The sequence below is a fragment of the Paraburkholderia sp. GAS206C genome (assembly GCF_050435645.1).
Classification (GTDB): Bacteria; Pseudomonadota; Gammaproteobacteria; order Burkholderiales; family Burkholderiaceae; genus Paraburkholderia; species Paraburkholderia phenazinium_B.
This window is the reverse complement of the sequence record NZ_JBNDKR010000004.1, coordinates 463,893-486,407: the sequence shown is the minus strand read 5'-3', so window position 1 is coordinate 486,407 and position 22,515 is coordinate 463,893. Positions and strand designations below refer to the sequence as shown.

The window sequence follows — 22,515 nt, the reverse complement described above, 5'->3', positions numbered from 1 at the left end:
CGCGCACCCGCACGCGCGACCGGTTATCGGGCAGTCACATCACGATGCCCAACCGCTCAGGAACGAACTGGATCCGAGCGTAGCTACGCATCCCGCCATGAACAAACAATCCTTCGCGTAGATTGGCTGCACGGACTCATCGATGTTGATGAGTCTTGTCGGCACCCCTGGATGAAGGCAAAACCTTCAGGATTTCGACTCCCTTACCTGTTGCCTCAAATGTCGTCCGCATTCCAGGAGGTGTCTCATGGTCAATTTGTCCAGCAATGTAATCGAAGAACTGAAAGTTGCGACGAGAGGGCAAGTGCTGTTGCCTGCCGATCCCGGTTTCGACGAAGCGCGCAGCATATGGAATGCAATGATCGACCGTCGTCCGGCTGTCATCCTGCGTTGCGCGGGAGTGGCCGATGTTCGCCGTGCAGTAGCCTTTGCGCGCGATAACGACTTGCCGCTGGCTGTGCGCGGCGGCGCGCATAACATCGCAGGCAGCGCGGTCTGTGACGACGGACTGATGATCGACTTGTCGCCGATGAAATCGGTACGGGTCGACCCGGCTGCGCGTCGCGCCTATGTCGAACCGGGTGCCACGCTTGCCGATTTCGACCATGAAGCGCAGGCTTTCGGGCTGGCGACACCGCTCGGGATCAATTCGACGACGGGCGTGTCGGGCCTGACGCTCGGCGGCGGCTTCGGTTGGCTCAGCCGCCAGTACGGGATGACGGTCGACAATCTCGTCTCGGCGGATGTCGTCACGGCGGACGGAGAACTGGTTCGTGCCGCTGCCGATGCGCATGAGGATCTGTTCTGGGCGATTCGCGGCGGCGGCGGCAATTTCGGCGTCGTTACGATGTTCGAATTCCAGCTGCATCCAGTCGGGCCGGAGGTGTTCGGCGGGCTCGTCGTATTGCCGTTGGAACAGGCAAAAGACGCGCTCAGGAAATACCGCGCTGCAATCGACGATATGCCGGACGAACTCTCTGTATGGGCCGTGCTGCGCCTCGCGCCGCCGCTGCCGTTTCTGCCGCAGGATGTCCACGGCAAACCGATCATCGCTTTTGCAAGCTGCTACAACGGCGCAGTTGCTGATGGGCCGGGCGTGCTCGACGCGGTGCGCCACTTCGGCACCCCGTACGGAGAACATCTCGGCCCGATGCCTTATGCGATGTGGCAACAGGCTTTCGATCCGCTGCTGACGCCCGGCGCGCGCAACTACTGGAAATCGCACAATCTGGCCGAGTTGCCGGACGGACTGCTGGACGTGCTGATTGACGCCATTGACAAGCTGCCGTCGCCTCAATGCGAGATCTTCTTCGGTCAGATCGGGGCTCAAACAACCCGTGTTCCGGTTGAGGCCACGGCCTATCCGAACCGCGACGCGACATATGTCATGAATGTGCATGGACGCTGGAGCGACGCAAGCGACGATGACCGATGCATCGCATGGGCACGCGGCTTCTTCGAGGCGGCTGCGCCTTTCGCACTGGGCAGCGTGTATGTCAACTTCCTGACGCAGGACGAGACCGGGCGTATCGGCGCGGCCTATGGTCCGAACTACGATCGTCTCGTCGCGGTGAAGACCCGGTACGATCCGCACAACCTGTTTCGCTTCAATCAGAACATCCAGCCTTCCGTGTCGTAACGGGCATCCGGTGCGCGTCAGTCGTCGGGGACCTGGGGACTCCCGCGACTGTCCGCGCACAGGCCATGACCTTCGCGAGCCGCTATTCTCCAACCAGCGCGCGCATATCGACCTTGCGCGCGTTCGCCGTGCTACGGCGTTTCGCCAGCCACATCATGAATGTAATGAAGGTGCCGAACACGACGATGATCCACGGCACCGGCAGCTTCGCCGTGAGCAGAATCGCGTACAAACCGAGCATCAGCAGCACCGCGAGATTCTGGTTGAAATTCTGCACGGCAATCGAATGGCCCGCTGAGAGCAGCGTTGCGCCGCGATGCTGCAGCAGCGCATTCATCGGCACGATAAAGAACCCCGACAGCGCGCCGAGCAGAATCATCAGCGGATAGGCGAGCACGATATAAATCGGCGCAACAAAGGGACCGACGCGAATGCCCATGCCCGGCGGAAACAGTCCCCTGCTATAGAACGCCATGCCGATTGCGACCGCGCCGGTAATGATGCCAATCGGCAGCACCTTCAGCGAACTGCGCAGCGGCACCAGCGTCGCAGCCGCCGCCGCGCCCACCGCAATACCGAGCCCCGTAATGCCTTGCATCACAGCCGCTTTCGACAGCGACAGTCCAAGGTTCACATCCGCCCACTTCAACACCAGCAACTGCAGCGTGACCGCGCCGCCCCACATCAGCGTGGTGACCCACAGCGCGATTTGCGCGAGCTTGTCGGCCCACAGCACGTTGAAGCAATGCGTGAAATCGCCTACCAGTTTCTTCGGCTCCTTGAGGCGATTCGGATAGCGCGCGCCCGTGTCGGGAATCCCCACATTGATCGCAGCCGCGATCGCATAGGTCAGCATCACTGCCAGCATTGCCAGATCGGCCGCGGAATGAATCAGTGGCAGCCGTGCATGCGTGACGAAGTTGGAGGCGTAGGTGCTGATCAGCGCGCCGCCCAGCATGGTCCCGACGATCGTCGACAGTACTGTGGCCGACTCCAGCCATGCGTTTGCCGTGATCAGCCGGTCGGGGGGCAGCAGTTCGGTCAGGATGCCGTATTTGGCAGGCGAGTAGGCCGCCGCGCCGAAACCGACCACGCCGTACGCAATCATCGGATGCACGCCGGCGATCATCATCAGGCAGCCGCTGGCCTTTAACGCGTTCGAGACGAACATCACATGACGCTTTTGCAGCGCGTCCGCGAACGCACCGACGAACGGCGCCAGCAACACGTACGAAACCGTGAAGAAGATCTGCAGCAGCGGCGTCACCCACGCGGCCGAGCGGATGACCGAGAGCAGCGCGATCGCCGCGATCAGCAGCGCGTTGTCGGCGAGCGACGACACGAACTGCGCCGCGATGATCGTATAGAAGCCTTTTTTCATTAAGCAGTTCGGGATGCTGCGCGAGGGTCGTGCGCCAAAAGCACGCCGGTACGATGAAAACGATACCGGTGCGGCCTGTCGCTTTGTAGCATGAAGCGGCGTCGCATGCAGGCGCAGCGTTAGCGGATACTGGCCAGCCGGACGGCCGCGCCAAGAAAAAAAGCGGCCGAAGCCGCTTTGCACATGCTGCAGCGCGTGTTACGGCCTCAGGCCGCTGGCTGCTTCGTGCGGCTGTAGCGCGACAGGATCGGCACCATTTGCGCGTACAGCTTCGGGTTGCCCGCGACGACTTCGCCGATATGCAGGAACTCCGAATCGCCCGTGTAGTTGCCCACCAGACCGCCTGCTTCGGTGATCAGCAGGCTGCCGGCGGCCATGTCCCACGCATGCAGGCCCTGTTCGAAGAAGCCGTCGAGGCGGCCCGCGGCGACGTTCGCCAGATCCAGCGCAGCCGCGCCCGGGCGGCGCAGGCCGGCGCAGGCTTCGGTCATTTCCTTGAACAGACGCCCGTACGACTCGAGGCCGTCGGTTTCGCGGAACGGGAAGCCCGTGCCGATCAGGCCGTCGGCGAGGCGGTCGCGGCGGCCCACGCGGATGCGGCGGTCGTTGAGGAACGCGCCGCGGCCGCGCGAGGCGGTGAACAGGTCGTTGCGGTTCGGATCGTAGACGACGGCTTGAGTCACGATGCCTTTATGCGCCAGAGCGATCGACACGCAGTAGTACTGGAAGCCGTGGATGAAGTTCGTGGTGCCGTCGAGCGGGTCGATGATCCACTGGTATTCGGACTCGTTGTCCGATTTGCCGGATTCTTCGGCGAGGATGGCGTGGTCGGGGTAGGCGGTCTTCAGCGTATCGATGATCGCGGCTTCCGATGCCTTGTCGACCTCCGTGACGAAATCGTTGTGCTGTTTCTTGCTGACCTGGACCAGGTCGAGATCGAGCGACGCCCGGTTGATGATCTGCGCGGCGCGGCGCGCGGCCTTGACGGCGATGTTGAGCATGGGATGCATGAGCCTGGATCCTTGTGCCGGGGCAGCGCGGCTGCTTACCGGTAATGAGCTGTAAATGCGCTGCCACTACGCAGCTGAAACAACACGGAACGACCGCTTGACCGGCGTTCCGTCGACGGAGACGAATTGAATAAGAACGAGGCGCTCGTGCAAAGACGGCGCGAATAGCCGTGATTTTACCCGAGTCCGGGGCTCTACGGCAGCGCAGCATCCGATGCGGGTAGGTTTTGCGCGCCGGTTGGCGCTACCATAGGGGCCTTTAGCCCCCTATTTTTATCGTGGCCCAACCCCACAATCCGTCTTCGTCTTTTCTGCCGTCCTCCGGGATCTGCGGCCCGGACAGCGCTGCGCCTGTGCGCGGCGGCTTCACGTCGACCCGCTTCGTGCTCGTCGAGCCCAGTCATCCCGGCAATGTCGGCGCCGCAGCGCGTGCGCTGAAAACCATGGGCTTCTCGCGTCTCGTGCTGGTGGCCCCGCGCGTGCCGCACGTGCAGTCCGATCCCGAAGCGATCGCCATGGCGAGCGGCGCGGACGATGTGCTGGCCGGCGCGCATGTGGTGCCGACGTTGGCGGATGCGCTCAATGGCGTGCACTGGTCGGTGGCGCTGACGGCGCGCTCGCGCGAATACGGGCCGCCGCAGTTCGCGCCGCGCGCGGCTGCGGGGCAGGCGCGCGAACATGCTGTGCACGGTGATATCGCACTGGTGTTCGGCAATGAGCGCACGGGGCTGTCGAACGAGGACGTCGAGCGTTGCAGTGTGCTCGCGCATATTCCGGCCAATCCGGCATATAGCTCGCTCAATCTGGCGCAGGCCGTGCAGGTGCTGGCGTATGAGTTGCGCACCGCGTATCTCGGCGCGGGCGGGGCTGCGGGCGCCGTTGCTGGCGGTGGCGGGAGCAGGGCTGGCGCTAATGTTGGCAACGGCGTGAACACTGACGCCGAAGGGCTAGTAGCTCAAGGTGCCGCGGCGCACGGCTCGCTCGCGCCCAGCGATGAAATCGAAGGCATGTTTGCGCACCTCGAAAGTGCGCTGGTGGCGCTCGAGTTTCTCGATCCGCGTAACCCCAAGAAACTGATGTCGCGCCTGCGGCGTCTTTTTGCCCGTTCCGGGCTCGAGCGCGAAGAGGTGAATATTGTGCGCGGCATCGCAAAGCACATCCTGCTGAAGGTGAAGCAGTCGGACGACGGCGCGTCCTGAGGACGGGGCGCGCCTGTCCCACTGCGCATCCTGAGCACGCGCGCCGACCTCTCGGCGCGCATCTGACGACCTTGCCGCGAACGGGGGCATCCAGCAGGTTGACGCAATCGCCCCTACAATTCCCCAAAACGTTCTAAGCAAAGCTGCCGGTCTGCTAACGGCAGCGCTCCGTCGTGCGCCGCCAGGCGGCACCCGGCCCCACGTCCCCACGAAAGCGTCACTGCCATGTTCACGAGACTTCGCGAAGACATCGCCACGATCCGCGAGCGCGATCCCGCCGCCCGCAGCGCCTGGGAAGTGCTCACGTGTTATCCCGGTCTGCATGCGCTCGTGCTGCACCGGCTCGCGCACGCCTGCTGGCGGGCGCAACGCCGCTGGCTGGCGCGTTTCGTGTCGCAGATGGCGCGCTTTCTGACCGGCATCGAGATCCATCCGGGCGCAACCGTCGGCCGCCGGGTGTTTATCGATCACGGTATGGGCGTCGTGGTCGGCGAAACGGCGGAGATCGGCGACGACTGCACGATCTATCAGGGCGTGACGCTGGGCGGCACCTCACTCACGCGCGGCGCCAAACGGCATCCGACGCTCGAGCGCGGTGTGATCGTCGGCGCGGGCGCCAAGATACTTGGTGGCTTCACGATTGGCGCGGAGGCGAAGATCGGTTCGAACGCAGTGGTCGTCAAGCCGGTGCCGGCAGGCGGCACGGCAGTGGGCAATCCGGCACGGGTGATCATGCCCGTAGCGCCCGCACGCGAGGCTGCTGGTCCTGATCGTGATTGCGACAAGAAGGCCGCGGTGCGCAGTGCATTCTGTGCCTACGGCATTACGCCGAACGCGGACGATCCGGTTTCGCTCGCCATTCACGGTCTGATCGATCATGCGGCGACGCAGTCGCAACGCATCGACGAAATCGTCGCAGCGCTGGAGCGGCTCGGTACGCGTCTCGAAGCGCTGCAGGGCGCAGACGCGGCGTTGCTCGATCTGCGTCGCCTGTCCGCAGCGATCGCGGGGCGCGTGGATGGGGTAGCCGCTGAGAGGTAGTCCCACGCTCAATCGGAAGACTGATGCAGCGCCTAGTCCAGGGGTAGGGCTCTCAGCCCATCGGCATCGATCCGCAAATACCCGCCTCGGGGTTCGCCGTGATCGAGGTCCCAGTCCGGCAGTACCCAGCGCGTACCACCCGGCTCGCGGTGCCGTGCCGGCCGGTGCGTGTGGCCATGCACGATGGTCGCCGTCCCCGTCTCCCTGAACAACGCAGCTACACCTTCCTGCGTCACGTCGTATTTCGGCGAGACCGGCCGCGCGCGGCTCTCCTGACTCGCCGAGCGCATCCTTTTGGCCAGCGCATGGCGCCATCTGAATGGCCAGGCGAGAAACAGCATTTGCGCGAAGCGGCTGCGTGCAACGCGGCGAAAACGGATGTACGCATGATCGGCGGTGCACAGCGCGTCGCCATGCGCGAGCGTGATGCGCGCGCCAAATGCGGTGATCACGAACGGGTCGGGCAACCAGATTGCGCCGGCCGCTTTCATGAAGCGCTTGCCGAGCAGAAAGTCGCGATTGCCGTGCATGATATAGAGCGCGATGCCGCGCTCGGACAGTGTGTGCATGAGCGTCGCCATACGCGCGACGAACGGATCGCTCAGCATGTCGTCGCCGATCCAGTATTCGAACAGGTCGCCGAGGATAAAAACCGAATCGGCTTCTTCAGCCGTGATGCGGATGAAGTGTTCGAACGCGGCGACCGTGCGAGGAATGTCCTCGCTTAAATGCAGGTCTGAGATGAGAAAAAGCGGGCGTGCGCCATGCGGGCGTCTGCCCTCGCCTGGCCCGCCCGCGGCGACGCTTCGCAGCGGCGTTTCTTGCAGCATTGAAGGTTGCCTGATTTCAGTTGCAGTTAAATGCTTCGCCGAACTGCGCGCTGTGCGCCAGCGTGTTGTTGCCAAACCCAGGGCCGCAGCTGAACCCGCGACCGCAACCGCTGACGCACGGCCCGTTGCTTATTCGACGATGACCGCTTTCTCGATGATCACGTCGTCCGCCGGCACGTCCTGATGGAAGCCCTTCGAACCCGTCTTCACCTTCTTGATCTTTTCGACGATGTCGAGACCGTCGACCACTTTGCCGAACACGGCGTAACCCCAGCCTTGCGGCGTCGGCGACGAGTGATTCAGAAAGTCGTTGTCGTTCACGTTGATGAAGAATTGCGCCGTCGCCGAATGCGGATCGTTGGTGCGCGCCATCGCGATCGAACCGTTGACGTTCTTCAGACCGTTGTTCGCTTCGTTGGTGATCGGCGCTTCGGTCGGCTTTTGCTTCATGCCGGGTTCGAAACCGCCGCCCTGAATCATGAAGCCGTCGATCACGCGATGGAACACGGTGTTGTCGTAGTGACCGGCCTTCACGTAGTTGAGGAAGTTCTCAACCGACTTCGGTGCCTTCTCGGCGTCCAGTTCGAGTTTGATGACGCCGTGATTCGTGTGTAGTTCGACCATGATGGGATCCTTTGATGAACAGGAGGGTGAAAGGCGCGGCGCATCGCATGGTGGATGGGGCCGCGCCAGGGGCAGTGGTGTTGCAAGGGCGACCACGGACTGCATTGCCGGCGGGTGCGCTTGCTAACCTGTGTTCTTGCCTGCTTGTGTCTCTATGCCGGTCTGCTTATTTGCTGACGATCGTAGCCGATTCGATCACGATCGGCGTTTGCGGTACGTCGGACATCGGGCCGCGCGTCGTGGTCGGCGTGCCTTCGATCTTCTTCACCACATCCATGCCGGAGGTGACCTTGCCGAACACGGCGTAGCCGTTGCCGTCCTGACCGGGATAGTCGAGGCCGGCGTTATCCGCCGTGTTGATGAAGAATTGCGAGGTGGCCGAATCCGGGTCGCTGGTCCGTGCCATGGCGATCGTGCCGACGACGTTCTTCAGGCCGTTGCGGCTTTCAAGCTGGATCGGCGCGCGAGTTGGCTTTTCTGCATAGCTCTGCGTGAAGCCGCCACCCTGGATCATGAAGCCCGGAATCACGCGATGGAAAATCGTGCCGCTGTACTGGCCGGATTTCACATAGTCGAGGAAGTTCGCGACGGTCTTCGGCGCCTTCTCGGGGTACAGCTCGACGCGGATATCGCCGTCAGTGGTCTTGAAGAGCACGGACGGATGCGTCGCCGGCGTGGCGGACTGGGCAAAGGCGGGTGCGTTCGCGATCAGGGCGGCGCTACCGAGCGCCAGCATCAACCATTTCATGAAGATCCTCAGGGTGGAAAAAAGCGTTGGCGATGAGTGTGCGATACGGATACGCATAGTTATTGCGACGGCGCCATATAAGGCGGCATGGCGAGCGAGCCATTCGAGCCGCCGAACTGGAAGCTTGGCGAGTTCGTGATGTTCGGCATGACGGGCGTCGCGTCCTCTTGCGGTGCGGCAACCTTCTTGACCGGCTGCGCCGCACTCTTCGGCGGCGAGACGATCTTCTGGATGTCGGCGAGGCGCTGCTTCGTCGGCCCGCTTGCCTGGCCCAGGTCCTGCGAGCGCTGGTAGGCGGAGGCCGCGAGGCGCAGGTACAGGTCGCCGAGATTTTCGTAGGCGAGACCGTAGTTCGGGTTCGCCTTGGTCGCGGTTTCGAGTGCCGCGCGTGCTTCCGAATAGCGCCCGTGCTTCGCGTACAGCGCCGCAAGGTTGTTATACGGCTCCGGCAATTCCGGGTAAGTTTGCGTCAGCGCAATGAAGGCGTTGATGGCTTCGTCGTCGCGATTCAGGTGAGCCAGCACCGTGGCGCGCTTGAACTGCGCCTGCGCGTCGCGCGGATTGGCGGCGATGCGGGCGTCGAGCTGGGTGAGCGCGGCGTTCCAGTTTTGCTTTGCAATCAACGCGTCGATTTCCGGCGTGTTGTCGCGCACAGGAGCACCCTGCGGGATCATGGGGGACTTCTGCGCATAGGCAGGCGCGCCCGGCAGCAGCATGACGGCGAGGCCGCACAGGGCCGTGGCGGCGAGGGTCGCGGCGCTTCGCGCGCGGCCGCTGGAAGGTTTCATAGGCTCGGGTCTGGATGTTATACTCCGACCCATTCTAACAAAAGGTCTGCGCGTTCCGTTGAACCGCATACTGTCTTTCGCCACTCGTGGTCGTCCCGCCTTGATCGCAGCCTGACCGCCGCACCCGGTGCACCGGTTTGCTGCTGTATGCGCTACACCTGTTTTGTACTGAGCTTGTACCGGGCCGGTATCAGAAGCGGGCGCGGCGCGCACGAAAAACATTGCGGATTTCTTTCGACCCACGCATCGTCTCTATGGAATCACTGCGCATCTACAACACGCTCGCGCGTGACAAGCAAACTTTCGTGCCGCTGCAAGAGGGCGTCGTACGGATGTACGTCTGCGGGATGACGGTGTATGACTATTGTCACATTGGTCATGCACGCGTGATGGTCGTGTTCGATATCGCGCAACGGTGGTTGCGCACGCTCGGTTACAAGGTGACCTACGTGCGCAACATTACCGATATCGACGACAAGATCATCCGCCGTGCCGTCGAAAACGGCGAGACGATCAAGTCGCTGACCGATCGCTTCATTGCCGCACTGCATGAAGATGCGGATGCGCTCGGCATCGAGCGTCCCGATCTCGAACCGCGCGCAACGGACTACATCCCGCAGATGCTCGACATGATCGGCAAGCTGGAAGCAAACGGCTACGCCTATCAGGCGAGTGATGGCGATGTGAATTACGCCGTGCGAAAATTTTCTGGCTACGGCAAGCTATCGGGCAAGTCGCTCGAAGATCTGCGCGCGGGCGAGCGCGTGGCGGCCAACGACGCGAAGCAGGATCCGCTCGATTTTGTCCTGTGGAAACAGGCCAAGCCGGAGGAGCCTGTGGACACGGGTTGGGACTCGAAGTACGGCCGCGGCCGTCCCGGGTGGCACATTGAATGCTCGGCGATGGGCTGCACGCTGCTCGGCGATCATTTCGATATTCATGGCGGCGGGCAGGATCTGCAGTTTCCGCACCATGAGAACGAAATCGCGCAAAGCGAAGGCGCGACAGGTCAAACGTTTGTGAATTACTGGATGCACAACGGGTACGTTCAGATCGACAATGAGAAGATGTCGAAGTCGCTCGGCAACTTCTTCACGATCCGAGAAGTGCTCGCGCAGTACGATGCCGAGGTGGTGCGTTTTTTCATTGCGCGAGCGCACTACCGTTCGCCGCTGAACTACAGCGACACGCATATCGACGACGCGCGCAACGCCCTCACGCGTTTGTACACGTCGCTGAAAGACGTGAGCCCGGACGGCGCCGAACTCGACTGGAACGAAGCGCATGCGCAACGTTTCAGGGCGGCGATGAACGACGACTTCAACACGCCGGTTGCAGTGTCGGTGCTGTTTGAGCTGGCAAGTGAGGTAAACCGCACGCGCGACGCCGCGCTGGCCCGACAACTGCGTGCGCTTGCGCGCATCATCGGACTGCTGGGCCGTGAGCCGCGTGCATTCCTGCAGCAGGCTGCGGGTAGCGTGAGTGATGGCGCGCTCGAGCCCGCCGCGATCGAAGCGAAGATCGCAGCGCGCGTGGCCGCCAAGCAGGCGAAGGACTATGCGGCAGCAGACCGGATTCGGGCCGAATTGCTCGAGGCTGGCGTTGCACTTGAAGACAAACCCGGCGGGTTGACCGAGTGGCGGCGCGTGTGAGCGCACCTCGTACTTCCCTTTGATCGACTCGCCAGGCAGGAGGCAGGATGGCAACGGCCACGAAGACGCCGTCTAAACGGGCTGCGTCTAAAACAGGCGCGGCAGCTGCAGTGAAATCGACTCGCGCGCGTAACGGCAGCGCGATCAAAGCGGTGCCCGCCGCGGCGAAGGTCGCCGCCAAGGCAGGTAGCGCCGCGAAGAACACCCCGGTGAAGCGCGCGCTCAACGGTGCGTCAGCGCATGCGCCGAAGCTCGCGAGAGGCGCAAAAGCATCGCGCACAACACGCGTGAAAAATCATGCTGGCAATGGCGCCGTGCCGGCAGAACTCGCCGGCGACGTACAGGAACTCGCGCGCGACACGCTGCATGAAGGTGAAGTCGTGCGCAAAACGCGTGCATTGGACGACGCGGAAGTCGCCGTGCCGGTGCAGGTTGGCGGTCTCACGCCGGAAGTCACACGCCCCGACTACTGGGACAAGGCGTGTGCGGATCTCGTCAAGCGCGATCGCATTCTCAAGAAACTGATTCCGAAGTTCGGCCCGGTGCATCTGTTGAGCCGCGGCGATCCGTTCGTGACGCTCGCGCGCTCGGTGGTGGGGCAGCAGATTTCGGTGGCTTCGGCGCAGGCGGCGTGGCATCGCGTCGAAAGTGCGTGTCCGAAGCTCGTGCCGCAGCAGTTCATCAAGCTGGGGCAGGACAAGCTGATGGCGTGCGGCCTGTCCAGGCGCAAGGCGGAATACATTCTCGATCTGGCCGAGCACTTCGTTTCGGGCGCCTTGCACGTCGGCAAGTGGACCACGATGGAAGACGAGGCGGTGATCGCCGAGCTCACGCAGATCCGCGGTATCGGCCGCTGGACCGCGGAGATGTTCCTGATCTTCAATCTCTCGCGTCCGGACGTCCTGCCTCTGGACGATCTCGGCCTGATCCGCGCCATCAGCCTCAATTACTTCAGTGGCGAACCCGTCACGCGCAGCGAGGCGCGCGAGGTTGCTGCGAATTGGGAGCCGTGGCGCACAGTCGCCACCTGGTATATGTGGCGTAGTCTTGATCCATTACCGGTCGACTATTAATCTGCCACGACCTGATTTGATGTCATGTGATGTGAGGCTATCCGAGACTATCGGTTTTCGAATTCGATAGTTTCGAGGTGGTTTTGACAGCGGCGGTCGCGGTTAGAATACGCGCTGCCTGGTAAGTCCAAGGATTACAACCAATGAAGACCACTTTTCTGGATTTCGAGCAGCCGATCGCTGAACTCGAAGCGAAGATCGAAGAATTGCGCTTCGTGCAGGACGATTCGGCCGTCGATATCTCGGAAGAAATCGATCGGCTCTCCAAGAAGAGTCAGCAGCTCACCAAAGATCTGTACGCAAACCTGAGCCCGTGGCAGGTTTCGCAAATTGCCCGTCATCCGCAACGTCCCTACACGTTCGACTATGTGAGCGAACTGTTCACCGATTTCCACGAACTGCATGGCGACCGCGCGTTTGCGGACGATCTGGCTATTGTCGGCGGTTTTGCGCGCTTCAACGGCCAGGCTTGCATGGTGATCGGCCATCAGAAAGGTCGCGATACCAAGGAACGCTCGCTGCGTAACTTCGGCATGCCGCGTCCGGAAGGCTATCGCAAGGCCGAACGCCTGATGCGCCTCGCCGAAAAATTTGGTCTACCGCTCTTCACGTTCATCGATACACCGGGTGCTTATCCTGGCATCGGCGCGGAAGAGCGCGGCCAGTCGGAAGCCATCGGCCGTAATCTGTATGTGATGGCTGAGCTGAAAACGCCGATCATCGCGACGATCATCGGTGAAGGCGGTTCGGGCGGTGCGCTTGCCATCGCGGTGGGCGACAGTGTGCTGATGCTGCAATTCTCGACCTATTCGGTGATCTCGCCGGAAGGCTGTGCCTCCATTCTCTGGAAGAGCGCGGCGAAGGCGCCGGAAGCGGCCGAAGCTTTGGGCCTCACGGCGCATCGTCTGAAGGCACTTGGCCTGATCGACAAGATCGTCAACGAGCCGCTCGGCGGCGCGCATCGCGATCCGAAGGGCATGGCTGCCATGCTGCGCCGCGCGCTGGCCGATTCGCTGCGTCAGTTCCAGGGCATGAGCGTTCCGGACCTCCGTCAACGCCGTTTCGAACGGCTGATGGCGTACGGCAAGTTCAAGGAAACGACGCCCGGCGCATAAGCCGGCCCGTTCTTCAATCGAAGGCGCTCCGCGCCTCGTCGCCGTGACCGATACCGCTGACTCTCCCGCCGACCGCCTCGTACTCGAGGCGGTCGGCGCGGCGCTTTCCGCGCAGCCTGCACGACCTGCGCTGGCTGAAGGCGCGCGCGTTGCGGTGGCGTTTAGCGGCGGTATCGACTCCAGTGTGTTGCTCGACGCCGTGGCTCGCGTCGCGGGACCGTTGCGCTGTGTCGCGCTGCATGTTCACCACGGCCTTAGTCCGCACGCCGATCAGTGGCTTGCGCATTGCGAGGCATTCGCGCGTGAGCGTGGCATCGCGTTCGCGGCAGCGCATGTCAAAGTCGCGCATGAATCCGGTGTGAGCGTCGAGGCGGCCGCGCGTGATGCGCGGTATCGGGCGCTCGATGCGCTGTGCGCGCAGCACGGCGTGACGACGTTGTGGCTCGCCCAGCACGCCGACGATCAGGCCGAAACGGTATTGCTGCAATTGCTGCGTGGCGCCGGGCTGGCGGGCCTCGCGGCGATGGCGCCTGAATACCTGCCCGCGGGCGCCACGGTGACCCGCGTGCGACCGCTTCTGCATCTGTTGCGCGCGCAACTTGAGCAGTACGCGGTGGCGAGAACGCTCGCGTGGGTCGATGACGAATCGAATGCCGACACCCGCTATGCGCGCAATGCGTTGCGTCATGATGTGTTGCCCGAACTGGCCGTCCACTTTCCCGGTTATCGCGATGCGTTGGCGCGCACGGCGGCCCACGCGGCATCCTCACAGCGTCTGCTGGACCGACTGGCTCGTATCGACATGGAAGCGGCTTCGTGCGACGGCGACCGCGCGCTGTCACGCGACGCCGTGCTCACACTCGACGACGACCGCGCGCTTAACCTGCTGCGTTTCTGGATGCGTTCACTTGGCTTGCCGGCCGCGTCGACGGCGCGTCTGTCCGACGCGCTGCGGCAACTGCGCGAGGTCGGCGAGGCGCATAGCTTGCGCGTCGATCACGCCGGCCAGGCGCTGCGCAGCTATCGCGGGCAGATTTACTGGGAAGCAGGCGATAGTGCTGAGCCCGCCGACGAAACAGCGCTTGTGGCGCGCGCGGTCAGCCAATTTGCCTGGCAGGGCGAATCGATCTGGCGTCTGCCGCAATGGCGCGGCACCTTCGTGTTTGCCGAGGCGAATGCTGAAGATCCTGGCGCCGTGCCCGTCGCGCTTCTGCGTACGGCGCCGTTGTCCGCGCGCTCGCGCAGCGGCGGCGAGCGCATGCGCAACAACGCGCAGGGCCCGAGCCGTACGCTCAAGAATCTGTTCCAGGAGCAGGGCGTGCCGGCATGGAAGCGGGACGTGCCGTTGCTGTACGCGGGAGACGTGCTGCTGTTCGTACCGCTGCTCGGTGTCAACCACGCGGCTTTACCAGCGAAGGCCGATGCCGCTGACGCCCTTGCTGGCGCGCCCGCGGACGACGCTGCGTTTGCCCGCGGCCCGTACGTGCGGATCGACTGGCGCGAGGATCTGCTGATCGCCTGACCGACCGGTCGGGCGCGCTGGCCGAAGCACCGCTTTGGCGCTAAAGAGCCGCCGTCGACGTGTCGAAAGCAGGCGTAACCCCTTTGCACACAAGCCTTTGCATCGCCCATTACCGGCATTTTGGCTTGTCTTTTTACGCCTGATCGGGTACGTTAACATGCTTGCCCGAAGCCGCTATTGCCGTCATTTTGATGCGCTTTTGCTGTTTTCCGGCCGTTTCCTGTGTTTCCCGGCGACCATAAGCCACCGGGGAGCCGCCAGCCAGCGGCCTTTGACGATTCCTCGCGGGCAAATCCGCGCGTGCTGCACGTGCGCTGCATCTACGCCGCCACCCTCACACTTCGCCGTCGTTCCTGAAACGTTGAGCTCTTGTGCTTCGGTGCGGTCGTCTCCAGCGCGGCAGCGCGGTTACTTCTCCAGTTCAGAACGACAATGGCACTCATCGTACATAAATACGGCGGTACTTCGATGGGCTCGGTCGAGCGCATCAAGAACGTCGCGAAGCGCGTCGCGAAATGGCACAAGGCGGGCCACAAGATGGTCGTGGTGCCCTCGGCGATGTCCGGCGAAACGAACCGCTTGCTCGGTCTCGCGAAAGACATTTCGGCCCAGCCGAGCCCACGCGAGCTAGACCTGATTGCCGCCACCGGCGAGCAGGTCAGCTCGGGGCTGCTCGCCATTGCGCTGCAGGAAGCGGGCGTCGACGCGGTCAGCTACGCCGGTTGGCAAGTGCCGATCAAAACCGACAGCGCATTCACCAAGGCACGCATTAGCGAAATCGACGGCGAGCGCGTGATGCGCGATCTCGAAGCGGGCAAAGTGGTGGTGATCACGGGCTTCCAGGGCGTCGACCCGGACGGGCATATCACCACGCTCGGCCGCGGCGGTTCGGACACATCGGCGGTGGCTGTTGCTGCTGCGCTGAAGGCAGATGAATGCCTGATCTATACGGACGTGGACGGTGTCTACACCACCGACCCGCGCGTGGTGGAAGAAGCGCGCCGGCTCGATCGCGTGACGTTTGAAGAAATGCTGGAGATGGCGAGCCTGGGTTCGAAGGTGTTGCAGATCCGCTCGGTGGAATTCGCCGGCAAATATCAGGTGAAGACGCGCGTATTGTCGAGCCTGACTGATCCGCTGATCCCGCTCGAAGGTGAAATGACTTCGGGCACCCTGATTACTTTTGAAGAAGACGAGACCATGGAAAAAGCAGTCATCTCGGGCATCGCGTTTCAGCGCGACGAAGCACGTATCGCCGTGATGGGTGTACCCGACAAGCCCGGCATCGCTTACCAGATCCTCGGACCGGTGGCGGACGCGAATATCGACGTCGACATGATCATCCAGAACCAGAGCGTCGAGGGCAAAACGGCCTTTACGTTCACGGTGGGCCGCGGCGATTATCAGCGCGCCATGGAGATCCTCACGGGTCAGGTGAAGGACCATGTGAAGGCCGAACAGGTGCTGGGCGATCCGAAGGTGTCGAAGGTTTCGGTGGTCGGAGTCGGGATGCGTTCGCATGTGGGTATCGCGAGCACGATGTTCCGCACGCTGTCGGAAGAGGGCATCAACATTCAGATGATCTCCACCTCCGAAATCAAGATCTCGGTGCTGATCGACGAGAAGTATATGGAGCTCGCCGTGCGCGCGCTGCATAAGGCGTTCGAGCTGGATCAGGCGTAATTTGCGTTGAATGGTGGGGCGCTCTCGGGTACCCCATTTATGCTTTGTGCCATCCGCGCGACGGATGTGAAGAATTTGCGTCGTTGGTGACGAATCTGGCACAAAAAGTGTTCCCGAAACATTGACCTTCGTGGTTCGGCCCGCTATTATCTTGGCTTCGTCGCGCTGACTCCCTGCGCGACCGAAAGTTTGGGAGACGTGGCCGAGAGGTCGAAGGCACTCCCCTGCTAAGGGAGCATCTGGGCCAAAACCTGGATCGAGGGTTCGAATCCCTCCGTCTCCGCCAGCAATGGCGGCGGAACCCCAAGAGATCGCGGTCTCTTGGGGTTTTGTTTTTTCTGCGGCCGTTTTTGATCGCTTCCGATTTGAATCTTTGAATGAGCGAATCCTGCTGAGTTGTGCGTAGTTGGTGCGGTATGAAATTCAGGCCGTCCTTCAGGTGTCGAATATGCTTCGGATGCCGAATCAATAACAATTGGGTCTGTAGCCAGATCGTTAGTATTAAAAGAAGCAGGGCATCGGCGAACGCTACCTGACCCATGCTTTTAAGCATCCCGAACCCCGAAACCTGTCTGGCAGGTGTTACCGGCAAGCCCGCTTTTCACCGAATCTTCGTCGCTTGTAACGAGACGTAACGTAGCGGTTCAAGGTGCGATTTTATGCATCAGTTCTTACAAACTTGAAATACGCGCGTCCTTGCCTTGCGCTATATTCCGGTCAACAACACACCACTTGTGAAAAAGGTGATTCTATGAAGTCCGCTCGTCTTGTTCCGCTTCTGGTCGGGGTTCTCGCGTTAGGTGCGTCAGGTGTCGCAATGGCCGGCGTGAGCGTAGGGGTCAACATCGGTATTCCGGCGCCGGTTTATGTCGCTCCGGCACCGGTCTACGCGCCGCCTCCGCCGCCCGTCGTTTATCAACCTGCGCCGGTGTACTACGGTGGCCCGGCCATCGTGATCGGCTGGCACGGCGACCGTTATTGGGACGGCCATCGCTACTGGGCGCGTGACGACTGGTATCGCCATCACGGTGGTTACGGCGGCGGCTACCATGACCATGGCGGTTATCACGACCACCGCTATTGATCCGGTCGCGTAGCGTTCTAGCGCCGAAAGTAAAAAACCGCCCTCTGGGGCGGTTTTTTGTTGTTACGCGCCAACAGCCGCGTTATTCGGCGATAGCAGCCATGCCGCCAACCACCGCGTTAAAGCCGCTGTCGACGTGCAGCACTTCTGCCGTCACCCCGGCCGCCAGGTCCGACAACAGGAACGCGGCAGAATTGCCGACCTGTTCGATCGTCACATTGCGCTTGAGCGGCGCATTGTCTTCGACGAAATCGAGAATCTTGCCGAAGCCCTTGATGCCGCTTGCCGCCAGCGTCTTGATCGGACCGGCGGAAATGCCGTTGACGCGAACACCCTTGGCGCCGAGCGAAACCGCCAGGTAACGCACGCTCGCTTCGAGCGAAGCCTTGGCGAGACCCATCGTGTTGTAGTTCGGAATCGCGCGTTCGGCGCCGAGGTACGTCAAGGTCAGCAAGGCGGAATCTTTCGACAGCATCGGCAGCGCTGCTTTGGCGAGCGCCGGGAAACTGTAGGCGGAAATGTCGTGCGCAATGCGGAAGTTTTCGCGCGTCATGCCGTCGAGGAAGTCGCCGGCGATCGCTTCACGCGGCGCAAAGCCGATGGAGTGGACGAGGCCGTCGAGACTATCCCAGCGTTCCTTCAGCGAAGTAAAGAGCGCTTCGATCTGCGCGTCGTCACCCACGTCGCAAGGAAACACCAGGTCGCTGCCGAATTCGGTTGCGAACTCGGTGATGCGGTCCTTGAAGCGGTCGCCGACATACGTGAACGCCAGTTCTGCGCCTTCGCGCTTGCAGGCCTGTGCAATGCCGTATGCGATCGAACGGTTCGACAGCAAGCCGGTCAGCAAGATTCGTTTACCAGCGAGGAAGCCCATGAATTCTCCTAATGAAGTCAACGCGCCGCGAGCTCAGATGTGCGGGATCGCGCGGGATTATTAGGTAGAATTCTCTCACATTGCAACCTCCCACTGACCAATAAGGCCCCCATGACAACTGGCTCGCCACGGATTCAAGCGCCTCGGGCACGCTGGCGCGCCATGGTGGAAAGAATCTCGCGGGTCTGTTCGCAGGGTGTACGGGGAGGTTTCGCGGCGGCGCTGCTTTTGCTGGCGGGGGCTGCCGCGGCCTTGCTGGGGGCGCAGCCGGCGCACGCATCGTACGGGATTGCACAGTACGGCGATCCGAAATATCAACCCGGTTTCAAGCACTTCGACTACGTCAATCCGGATGCGCCGAAGGGTGGCACACTGGTGCTGGGCAATCCGGACCGGCAAACCAGTTTCGACAAGTTCAACGCGTTCACGTTGCGCGGCAATGCGGCGCCAGGAACGGGCTTTCTGTTCGAGAGTCTGCTCGCCGGCAGTTCGGATGAAGTGGCATCGGCATATGGTCTGCTGGCCGATGACGTGCAGATTGCCCCTGATCGCCGCTCGGCTACGTTCCACATCAATCCACGCGCGCGCTTTTCGAACGGCGATCCGGTGACCGCCGCGGACGTCAAATACTCGCTCGATACGCTGAAAAGCCCGCAGGCTTCACCGGCATACGCCGCGTACTTCGCTGAGATAACTCGCGCAGTGGTGGTGGACCGCCTCACGATCCGCTTCGATTTCGATGAGCCGCACCGCGAGTTGCCGTTGTTAGCGGGCGCCATTCCGGTGTTTTCTCCCAAGTGGGGAGCGAAGCCGGACGGCAGCCATATTCCGTTCGATCAACTGACATTTGAAAAGCCGATCGGTAGCGGTCCTTATCTGATCGAGCAATACGACAATGGCCGCACCATCACTTACCGGCGCGATCCGAATTACTGGGGCGCCGATTTGCCGGTTCGGGTGGGTACCTACAACTTCGACCGCATCGTGTACAAGCTGTATTCGGATGACACGGCGCGCCGCGAAGCATTCAAGGCCGGAGAATACGACGCGTTTGTCGAGTATGTTGCGCGTAGCTGGGTGAGACGCGACGTTGGCAAGAAATTCGATAGCGGCGAGCTGATCAAGCGCGAATTCCCGCAGCACAACGGCACCGGCATGCAAGGTTTCATTATCAACACCCGGCGGCCGCTCTTCCAGGATGTGCGCGTGCGCAAGGCGCTCGACCTCGCGCTCGATTTCCAATGGCTCAATCGCCAGCTTTTCTACAATCTCTATACACGTATCGACAGCTACTTCGTCAACACCGATCTGCAGGCAACGGGGCTGCCGTCAGCAGGCGAACTCGCTCTGCTCAACCCGTGGCGAGCCCAGCTCGATCCGGCAGTGTTCGGGCCACCGCCGAAACAGCCGGACACGGATCCGCCCAGTTCGTTGCGCGCCAACCTGCTCGAGGCACGAGCGCTGCTCGAGCAGGCCGGCTGGACCTATCGCGATGGGGCATTGCGCAATGCCAAGGGACAGCCGTTCCAGTTCGAGATCCTCGACGATTCGGCCTCGGCCACCTCGATGGAGCCGATCGTCGCAACATTGACACGCAATCTGCAGAAGCTCGGCATCACCGCGAAATTTCGCACCAGCGATTTCGCGGTCTACCAGAAGCGTCTTGATTCGTTCGACTTCGACGTAACGACTATCCGGATGCCGGACGTTCAGGTGCCGGGTACGGAGGAGGTCGACCGGTACGGCAGCAAGTCAGCCGATACTCCCGGCTCCAGTAATCTGATAGGCGTCAAATCGCCGGCAGTCGACGCCATCCTGCGCGCGCTGGTGCAGGCGCAGACGCGCGATCAACTCGTCGATGCTACCCACGCGCTCGACCGCGTGCTGCTGCATGGCTACTATGTGATTCCACAGTGGTACAGCGCGGTTCACCGGGTCGCGTTCAGACGTGAACTCGCCTGGCCGCAGACCTTGCCGCTGTACTATGCTCCGGATGACTGGATCACCTCGACGTGGTGGTTCAAACCGCAGAAAAAGTGAAGCGGCCCGCCAGGTTCTGATCCGTCATTTCAACGTCTCACGTTAGCGCACCGGAAACGCCACCATGTGGAGCTACATCCTCAAACGCCTGCTGTTGATGATCCCGACCTTGCTCGGCGTGTTGACACTCACGTTCGCTGTGATCCAGTTCGTGCCTGGCGGCCCGGTTGAACAGATGGTGCACGAATTGCGCAGGGGCAACGAGAACGGCGCACCGTTCGGGCTACGCGCGCATAACGGCGTCGACGCGCAGGAGGTTGCGCAGCTCAAGGCGCTCTACGGCTTCGACAAACCGCCACTCGAACGCTACGGGCTGATGCTCAAACGCTTCGCGACCTTCGATCTCGGGCAGAGCTATTTCCGTCATCAAAGCGTGTGGTCGCTGGTGGTCTCGAAGCTGCCGGTGTCGATCAGCATCGGCGTGTGGACTTTCTTGCTCACGTATCTGATCTCGGTGCCGCTCGGTATCGCCAAGGCAATCCGCAACGGCTCGCACTTCGATTTCGTCACCAGCCTGATCGTGCTGATCGGTTACGCGATTCCTGGTTTCGTGCTCGGCGTGCTGCTGCTCGTACTGTTCGGCGGCGGCTCGTTCCTGCAACTATTTCCGCTGCGCGGTCTCACCTCCGACAACTGGGCTCAACTAAGTGTCGGCGCAAAGATACTGGATTACCTGTGGCACATCACGCTGCCGATCATTGCCTCGGTAGTAGGCAGCTTCGCGGTAATCACGATGCTGACCAAGAACGCCTTCCTCGACGAGATCCGCAAGCAGTACGTACTGACTGCACGAGCCAAGGGTCTCTCCGAGCGGCGCGTGCTATGGAAGCATGTGTTTCGCAATGCCTCGCTGCCGTTGATCGTCGGTTTTCCGGGCGCGTTTATCGGCGCGTTCTTCACCGGCAGTCTCCTGATCGAGACGCTGTTCTCGCTCGATGGCCTCGGCCTGCTGTCGTATCAATCGGTCGTGCAGCGCGACTATCCGGTGGTGCTCGGCACGCTGTATCTGTTCACGCTGATCGGGCTAGCCACCAAGCTGATCTCCGACCTCTGCTACGTCTGGGTCGATCCTCGCATTCAATTCGAACAACTGGAGCGCTGACTTGAGTCGAGCCCGTACCCGAGCCGAGCTGGCGCCGCGCAACGAGCCCGTGCGCGCGTTTATCTCGCCGTCGCCCGCGCGCCGCGTCTGGCAGCGCTTTCGCAAGCAGCGCCTCGGCTACTGGAGTCTGATCGTATTCATCGTCGCCTTTGCGGCGAGTCTCGCGGCGCCGCTATGGTCGAACGACAAGCCGCTCGTGGTCCGTTACGACGGACATCTGTATTTCCCGTTGTTCAACACCTATTCGGAGATCACCTTCGGCGGCGATTTTCCGACGCCTGCCGATTACCTCGATCCCTACGTGCGCGACCGTTTCAGCAAGCCAGGCAATTTCGCGGTCTATCCGCCGAATCCGTATTACTACGACACGCTCAACTATTTCTCGAAGGCGCCCAATCCCGCGCCGCCTTCACATGACAACTGGTTCGGCACCGACGACCGCGGCCGCGATCTGCTGGCGCGCCTCGTTTACGGGTTTCGCGTGTCGGTCGAATTCGCGCTGGTGCTCACGTTGATCGGCACGGTTCTCGGTATTTTCGCGGGCGCGGTGCAGGGCTTTTTCGGCGGCAAGACCGACATCATCGGGCAGCGGCTCATAGAAATCTGGAGTGCGTTGCCCGAGCTGTATCTGCTGATCATCTTCGCCTCGATCTTCGAACCGGGCTTCATCCTGCTGATCGTGCTGCTTTCGCTATTCGGCTGGATCGGGTTGTCCGACTATGTGCGCGCGGAATTCCTGCGCAATCGCACCCAGGACTATGTGCGGGCGGCGCGGGCCATGGGTTTGTCGAACTGGCAGATCATGTGGCGTCACGTTCTGCCCAATAGCCTGACACCGGTCATCACGTTTTTGCCGTTCCGCATGAGCGGTGCGATCCTCGCGCTTACCAGCCTCGATTTTCTCGGTCTCGGCGTACCGTCGCCGACTCCGAGCCTCGGCGAACTGCTCGCCCAGGGCAAGGACAATCTCGACGCATGGTGGATCTCGTTGTCGACCTTCGGCGTGCTGGTTGCGATGTTGCTGCTGCTGACGTTCATGGGCGATGCGCTGCGCAACGCACTCGACACCCGCATCTCCGATGCCATGCGCGCTGGAGGTAACCAGTGAGC

At 61.9% G+C, this 22,515-nt stretch carries 19 protein-coding genes and 1 tRNA gene; 13 read left to right on the top strand and 7 right to left on the bottom strand.

Annotation, left to right across the window (positions count from 1 at the left end):
- Positions 1 to 247 precede the first annotated feature (247 nt).
- Positions 248 to 1,639 (top strand): FAD-binding oxidoreductase, encoded by a 1,392-nt coding sequence (locus P3T20_RS14295; RefSeq protein ID WP_074264210.1) that lies wholly within the window; start codon positions 248 to 250, stop codon positions 1,637 to 1,639.
- A gap of 82 nt (positions 1,640 to 1,721) precedes the next feature.
- On the opposite strand, the gene lplT is transcribed toward P3T20_RS14295, so the two are convergent.
- Both lplT and P3T20_RS14285 read right to left on the bottom strand, forming a co-directional pair.
- A complete protein-coding gene (lplT, locus tag P3T20_RS14290; RefSeq protein ID WP_074266019.1) occupies positions 1,722 to 3,020 on the bottom strand; it encodes a lysophospholipid transporter LplT in 1,299 nt (432 codons plus the stop codon).
- A gap of 206 nt (positions 3,021 to 3,226) precedes the next feature.
- Positions 3,227 to 4,030: an inositol monophosphatase family protein gene (locus P3T20_RS14285; protein WP_074264211.1), complete on the bottom strand. Its 804-nt coding sequence runs from the start codon at positions 4,028 to 4,030 to the stop codon at positions 3,227 to 3,229.
- A 311-nt stretch (positions 4,031 to 4,341) separates the two neighbouring features.
- Between P3T20_RS14285 and P3T20_RS14280 the strand changes: the two genes are divergently transcribed.
- Positions 4,342 to 5,229, top strand: coding sequence for an RNA methyltransferase (locus P3T20_RS14280; protein ID WP_429287173.1), 888 nt, complete (start codon positions 4,342 to 4,344; stop codon positions 5,227 to 5,229).
- A 225-nt stretch (positions 5,230 to 5,454) separates the two neighbouring features.
- Positions 5,455 to 6,270, top strand: a complete 816-nt coding sequence (cysE, locus tag P3T20_RS14275; protein WP_429287144.1) for a serine O-acetyltransferase — start codon at positions 5,455 to 5,457, stop codon at positions 6,268 to 6,270.
- Positions 6,271 to 6,302: 32 nt separating this feature from the next.
- Here the strand turns inward: cysE and P3T20_RS14270 are convergent, their stop codons facing one another.
- The 4 genes from P3T20_RS14270 to P3T20_RS14255 form a co-directional block, all read right to left on the bottom strand.
- On the bottom strand, positions 6,303 to 7,100 hold the full coding sequence (locus P3T20_RS14270) for a UDP-2,3-diacylglucosamine diphosphatase (RefSeq protein ID WP_074264213.1): 798 nt from the start codon (positions 7,098 to 7,100) through the stop codon (positions 6,303 to 6,305).
- A gap of 129 nt (positions 7,101 to 7,229) precedes the next feature.
- Positions 7,230 to 7,724: a peptidylprolyl isomerase gene (locus P3T20_RS14265; protein WP_074264214.1), complete on the bottom strand. Its 495-nt coding sequence runs from the start codon at positions 7,722 to 7,724 to the stop codon at positions 7,230 to 7,232.
- 166 nt (positions 7,725 to 7,890) lie between these two features.
- Complete coding sequence (locus tag P3T20_RS14260; protein WP_429287143.1) at positions 7,891 to 8,472, bottom strand: peptidylprolyl isomerase; 582 nt, start codon at positions 8,470 to 8,472, stop codon at positions 7,891 to 7,893.
- 59 nt (positions 8,473 to 8,531) lie between these two features.
- Positions 8,532 to 9,260 carry a tetratricopeptide repeat protein gene (locus P3T20_RS14255; protein WP_074264216.1) on the bottom strand — a complete coding sequence of 243 codons (729 nt, stop codon included), beginning with the start codon at positions 9,258 to 9,260 and terminating at the stop codon, positions 8,532 to 8,534.
- Positions 9,261 to 9,514: 254 nt separating this feature from the next.
- Here P3T20_RS14255 and cysS point away from each other — a divergent pair, with 254 nt between their 5' ends.
- From cysS to P3T20_RS14220, 7 genes are all read left to right on the top strand, one after another.
- Complete coding sequence (gene cysS / locus P3T20_RS14250; RefSeq protein ID WP_074264217.1) at positions 9,515 to 10,912, top strand: cysteine--tRNA ligase; 1,398 nt, start codon at positions 9,515 to 9,517, stop codon at positions 10,910 to 10,912.
- Between the two features lie 47 nt (positions 10,913 to 10,959).
- A complete protein-coding gene (locus tag P3T20_RS14245) occupies positions 10,960 to 11,985 on the top strand; it encodes a DNA-3-methyladenine glycosylase family protein (protein WP_429287142.1) in 1,026 nt (341 codons plus the stop codon).
- 143 nt (positions 11,986 to 12,128) lie between these two features.
- Entirely contained in the window at positions 12,129 to 13,100 is a 972-nt protein-coding gene (locus P3T20_RS14240) for an acetyl-CoA carboxylase carboxyltransferase subunit alpha (protein WP_074264219.1), read from the top strand.
- Between the two features lie 43 nt (positions 13,101 to 13,143).
- The gene (gene tilS, locus P3T20_RS14235) at positions 13,144 to 14,622 is read left to right on the top strand and encodes a tRNA lysidine(34) synthetase TilS (protein WP_429287141.1); all 1,479 of its coding nucleotides are present in this window, start codon (positions 13,144 to 13,146) and stop codon (positions 14,620 to 14,622) included.
- 432 nt (positions 14,623 to 15,054) lie between these two features.
- Positions 15,055 to 16,305: an aspartate kinase gene (locus P3T20_RS14230; protein WP_074264221.1), complete on the top strand. Its 1,251-nt coding sequence runs from the start codon at positions 15,055 to 15,057 to the stop codon at positions 16,303 to 16,305.
- 192 nt (positions 16,306 to 16,497) lie between these two features.
- Positions 16,498 to 16,591: transfer RNA gene (locus P3T20_RS14225), tRNA-Ser, on the top strand.
- Positions 16,592 to 17,056: 465 nt separating this feature from the next.
- Positions 17,057 to 17,389, top strand: coding sequence for a hypothetical protein (locus tag P3T20_RS14220; protein ID WP_074264222.1), 333 nt, complete (start codon positions 17,057 to 17,059; stop codon positions 17,387 to 17,389).
- A gap of 82 nt (positions 17,390 to 17,471) precedes the next feature.
- Here P3T20_RS14220 and fabI read toward each other — a convergent pair whose 3' ends face one another.
- On the bottom strand, positions 17,472 to 18,263 hold the full coding sequence (gene fabI / locus P3T20_RS14215; RefSeq protein ID WP_074264223.1) for an enoyl-ACP reductase FabI: 792 nt from the start codon (positions 18,261 to 18,263) through the stop codon (positions 17,472 to 17,474).
- Positions 18,264 to 18,374: 111 nt separating this feature from the next.
- On the opposite strand from fabI, the gene P3T20_RS14210 reads away from it, so the two are divergent.
- From P3T20_RS14210 to P3T20_RS14200, 3 genes are all read left to right on the top strand, one after another.
- A complete protein-coding gene (locus P3T20_RS14210) occupies positions 18,375 to 20,303 on the top strand; it encodes an extracellular solute-binding protein (RefSeq protein ID WP_074264224.1) in 1,929 nt (642 codons plus the stop codon).
- Between the two features lie 64 nt (positions 20,304 to 20,367).
- Positions 20,368 to 21,405, top strand: coding sequence for a microcin C ABC transporter permease YejB (locus P3T20_RS14205; protein WP_074264225.1), 1,038 nt, complete (start codon positions 20,368 to 20,370; stop codon positions 21,403 to 21,405).
- 1 nt (position 21,406) lies between these two features.
- Complete coding sequence (locus P3T20_RS14200; protein WP_429287140.1) at positions 21,407 to 22,513, top strand: ABC transporter permease; 1,107 nt, start codon at positions 21,407 to 21,409, stop codon at positions 22,511 to 22,513.
- Positions 22,514 to 22,515 lie beyond the last annotated feature (2 nt).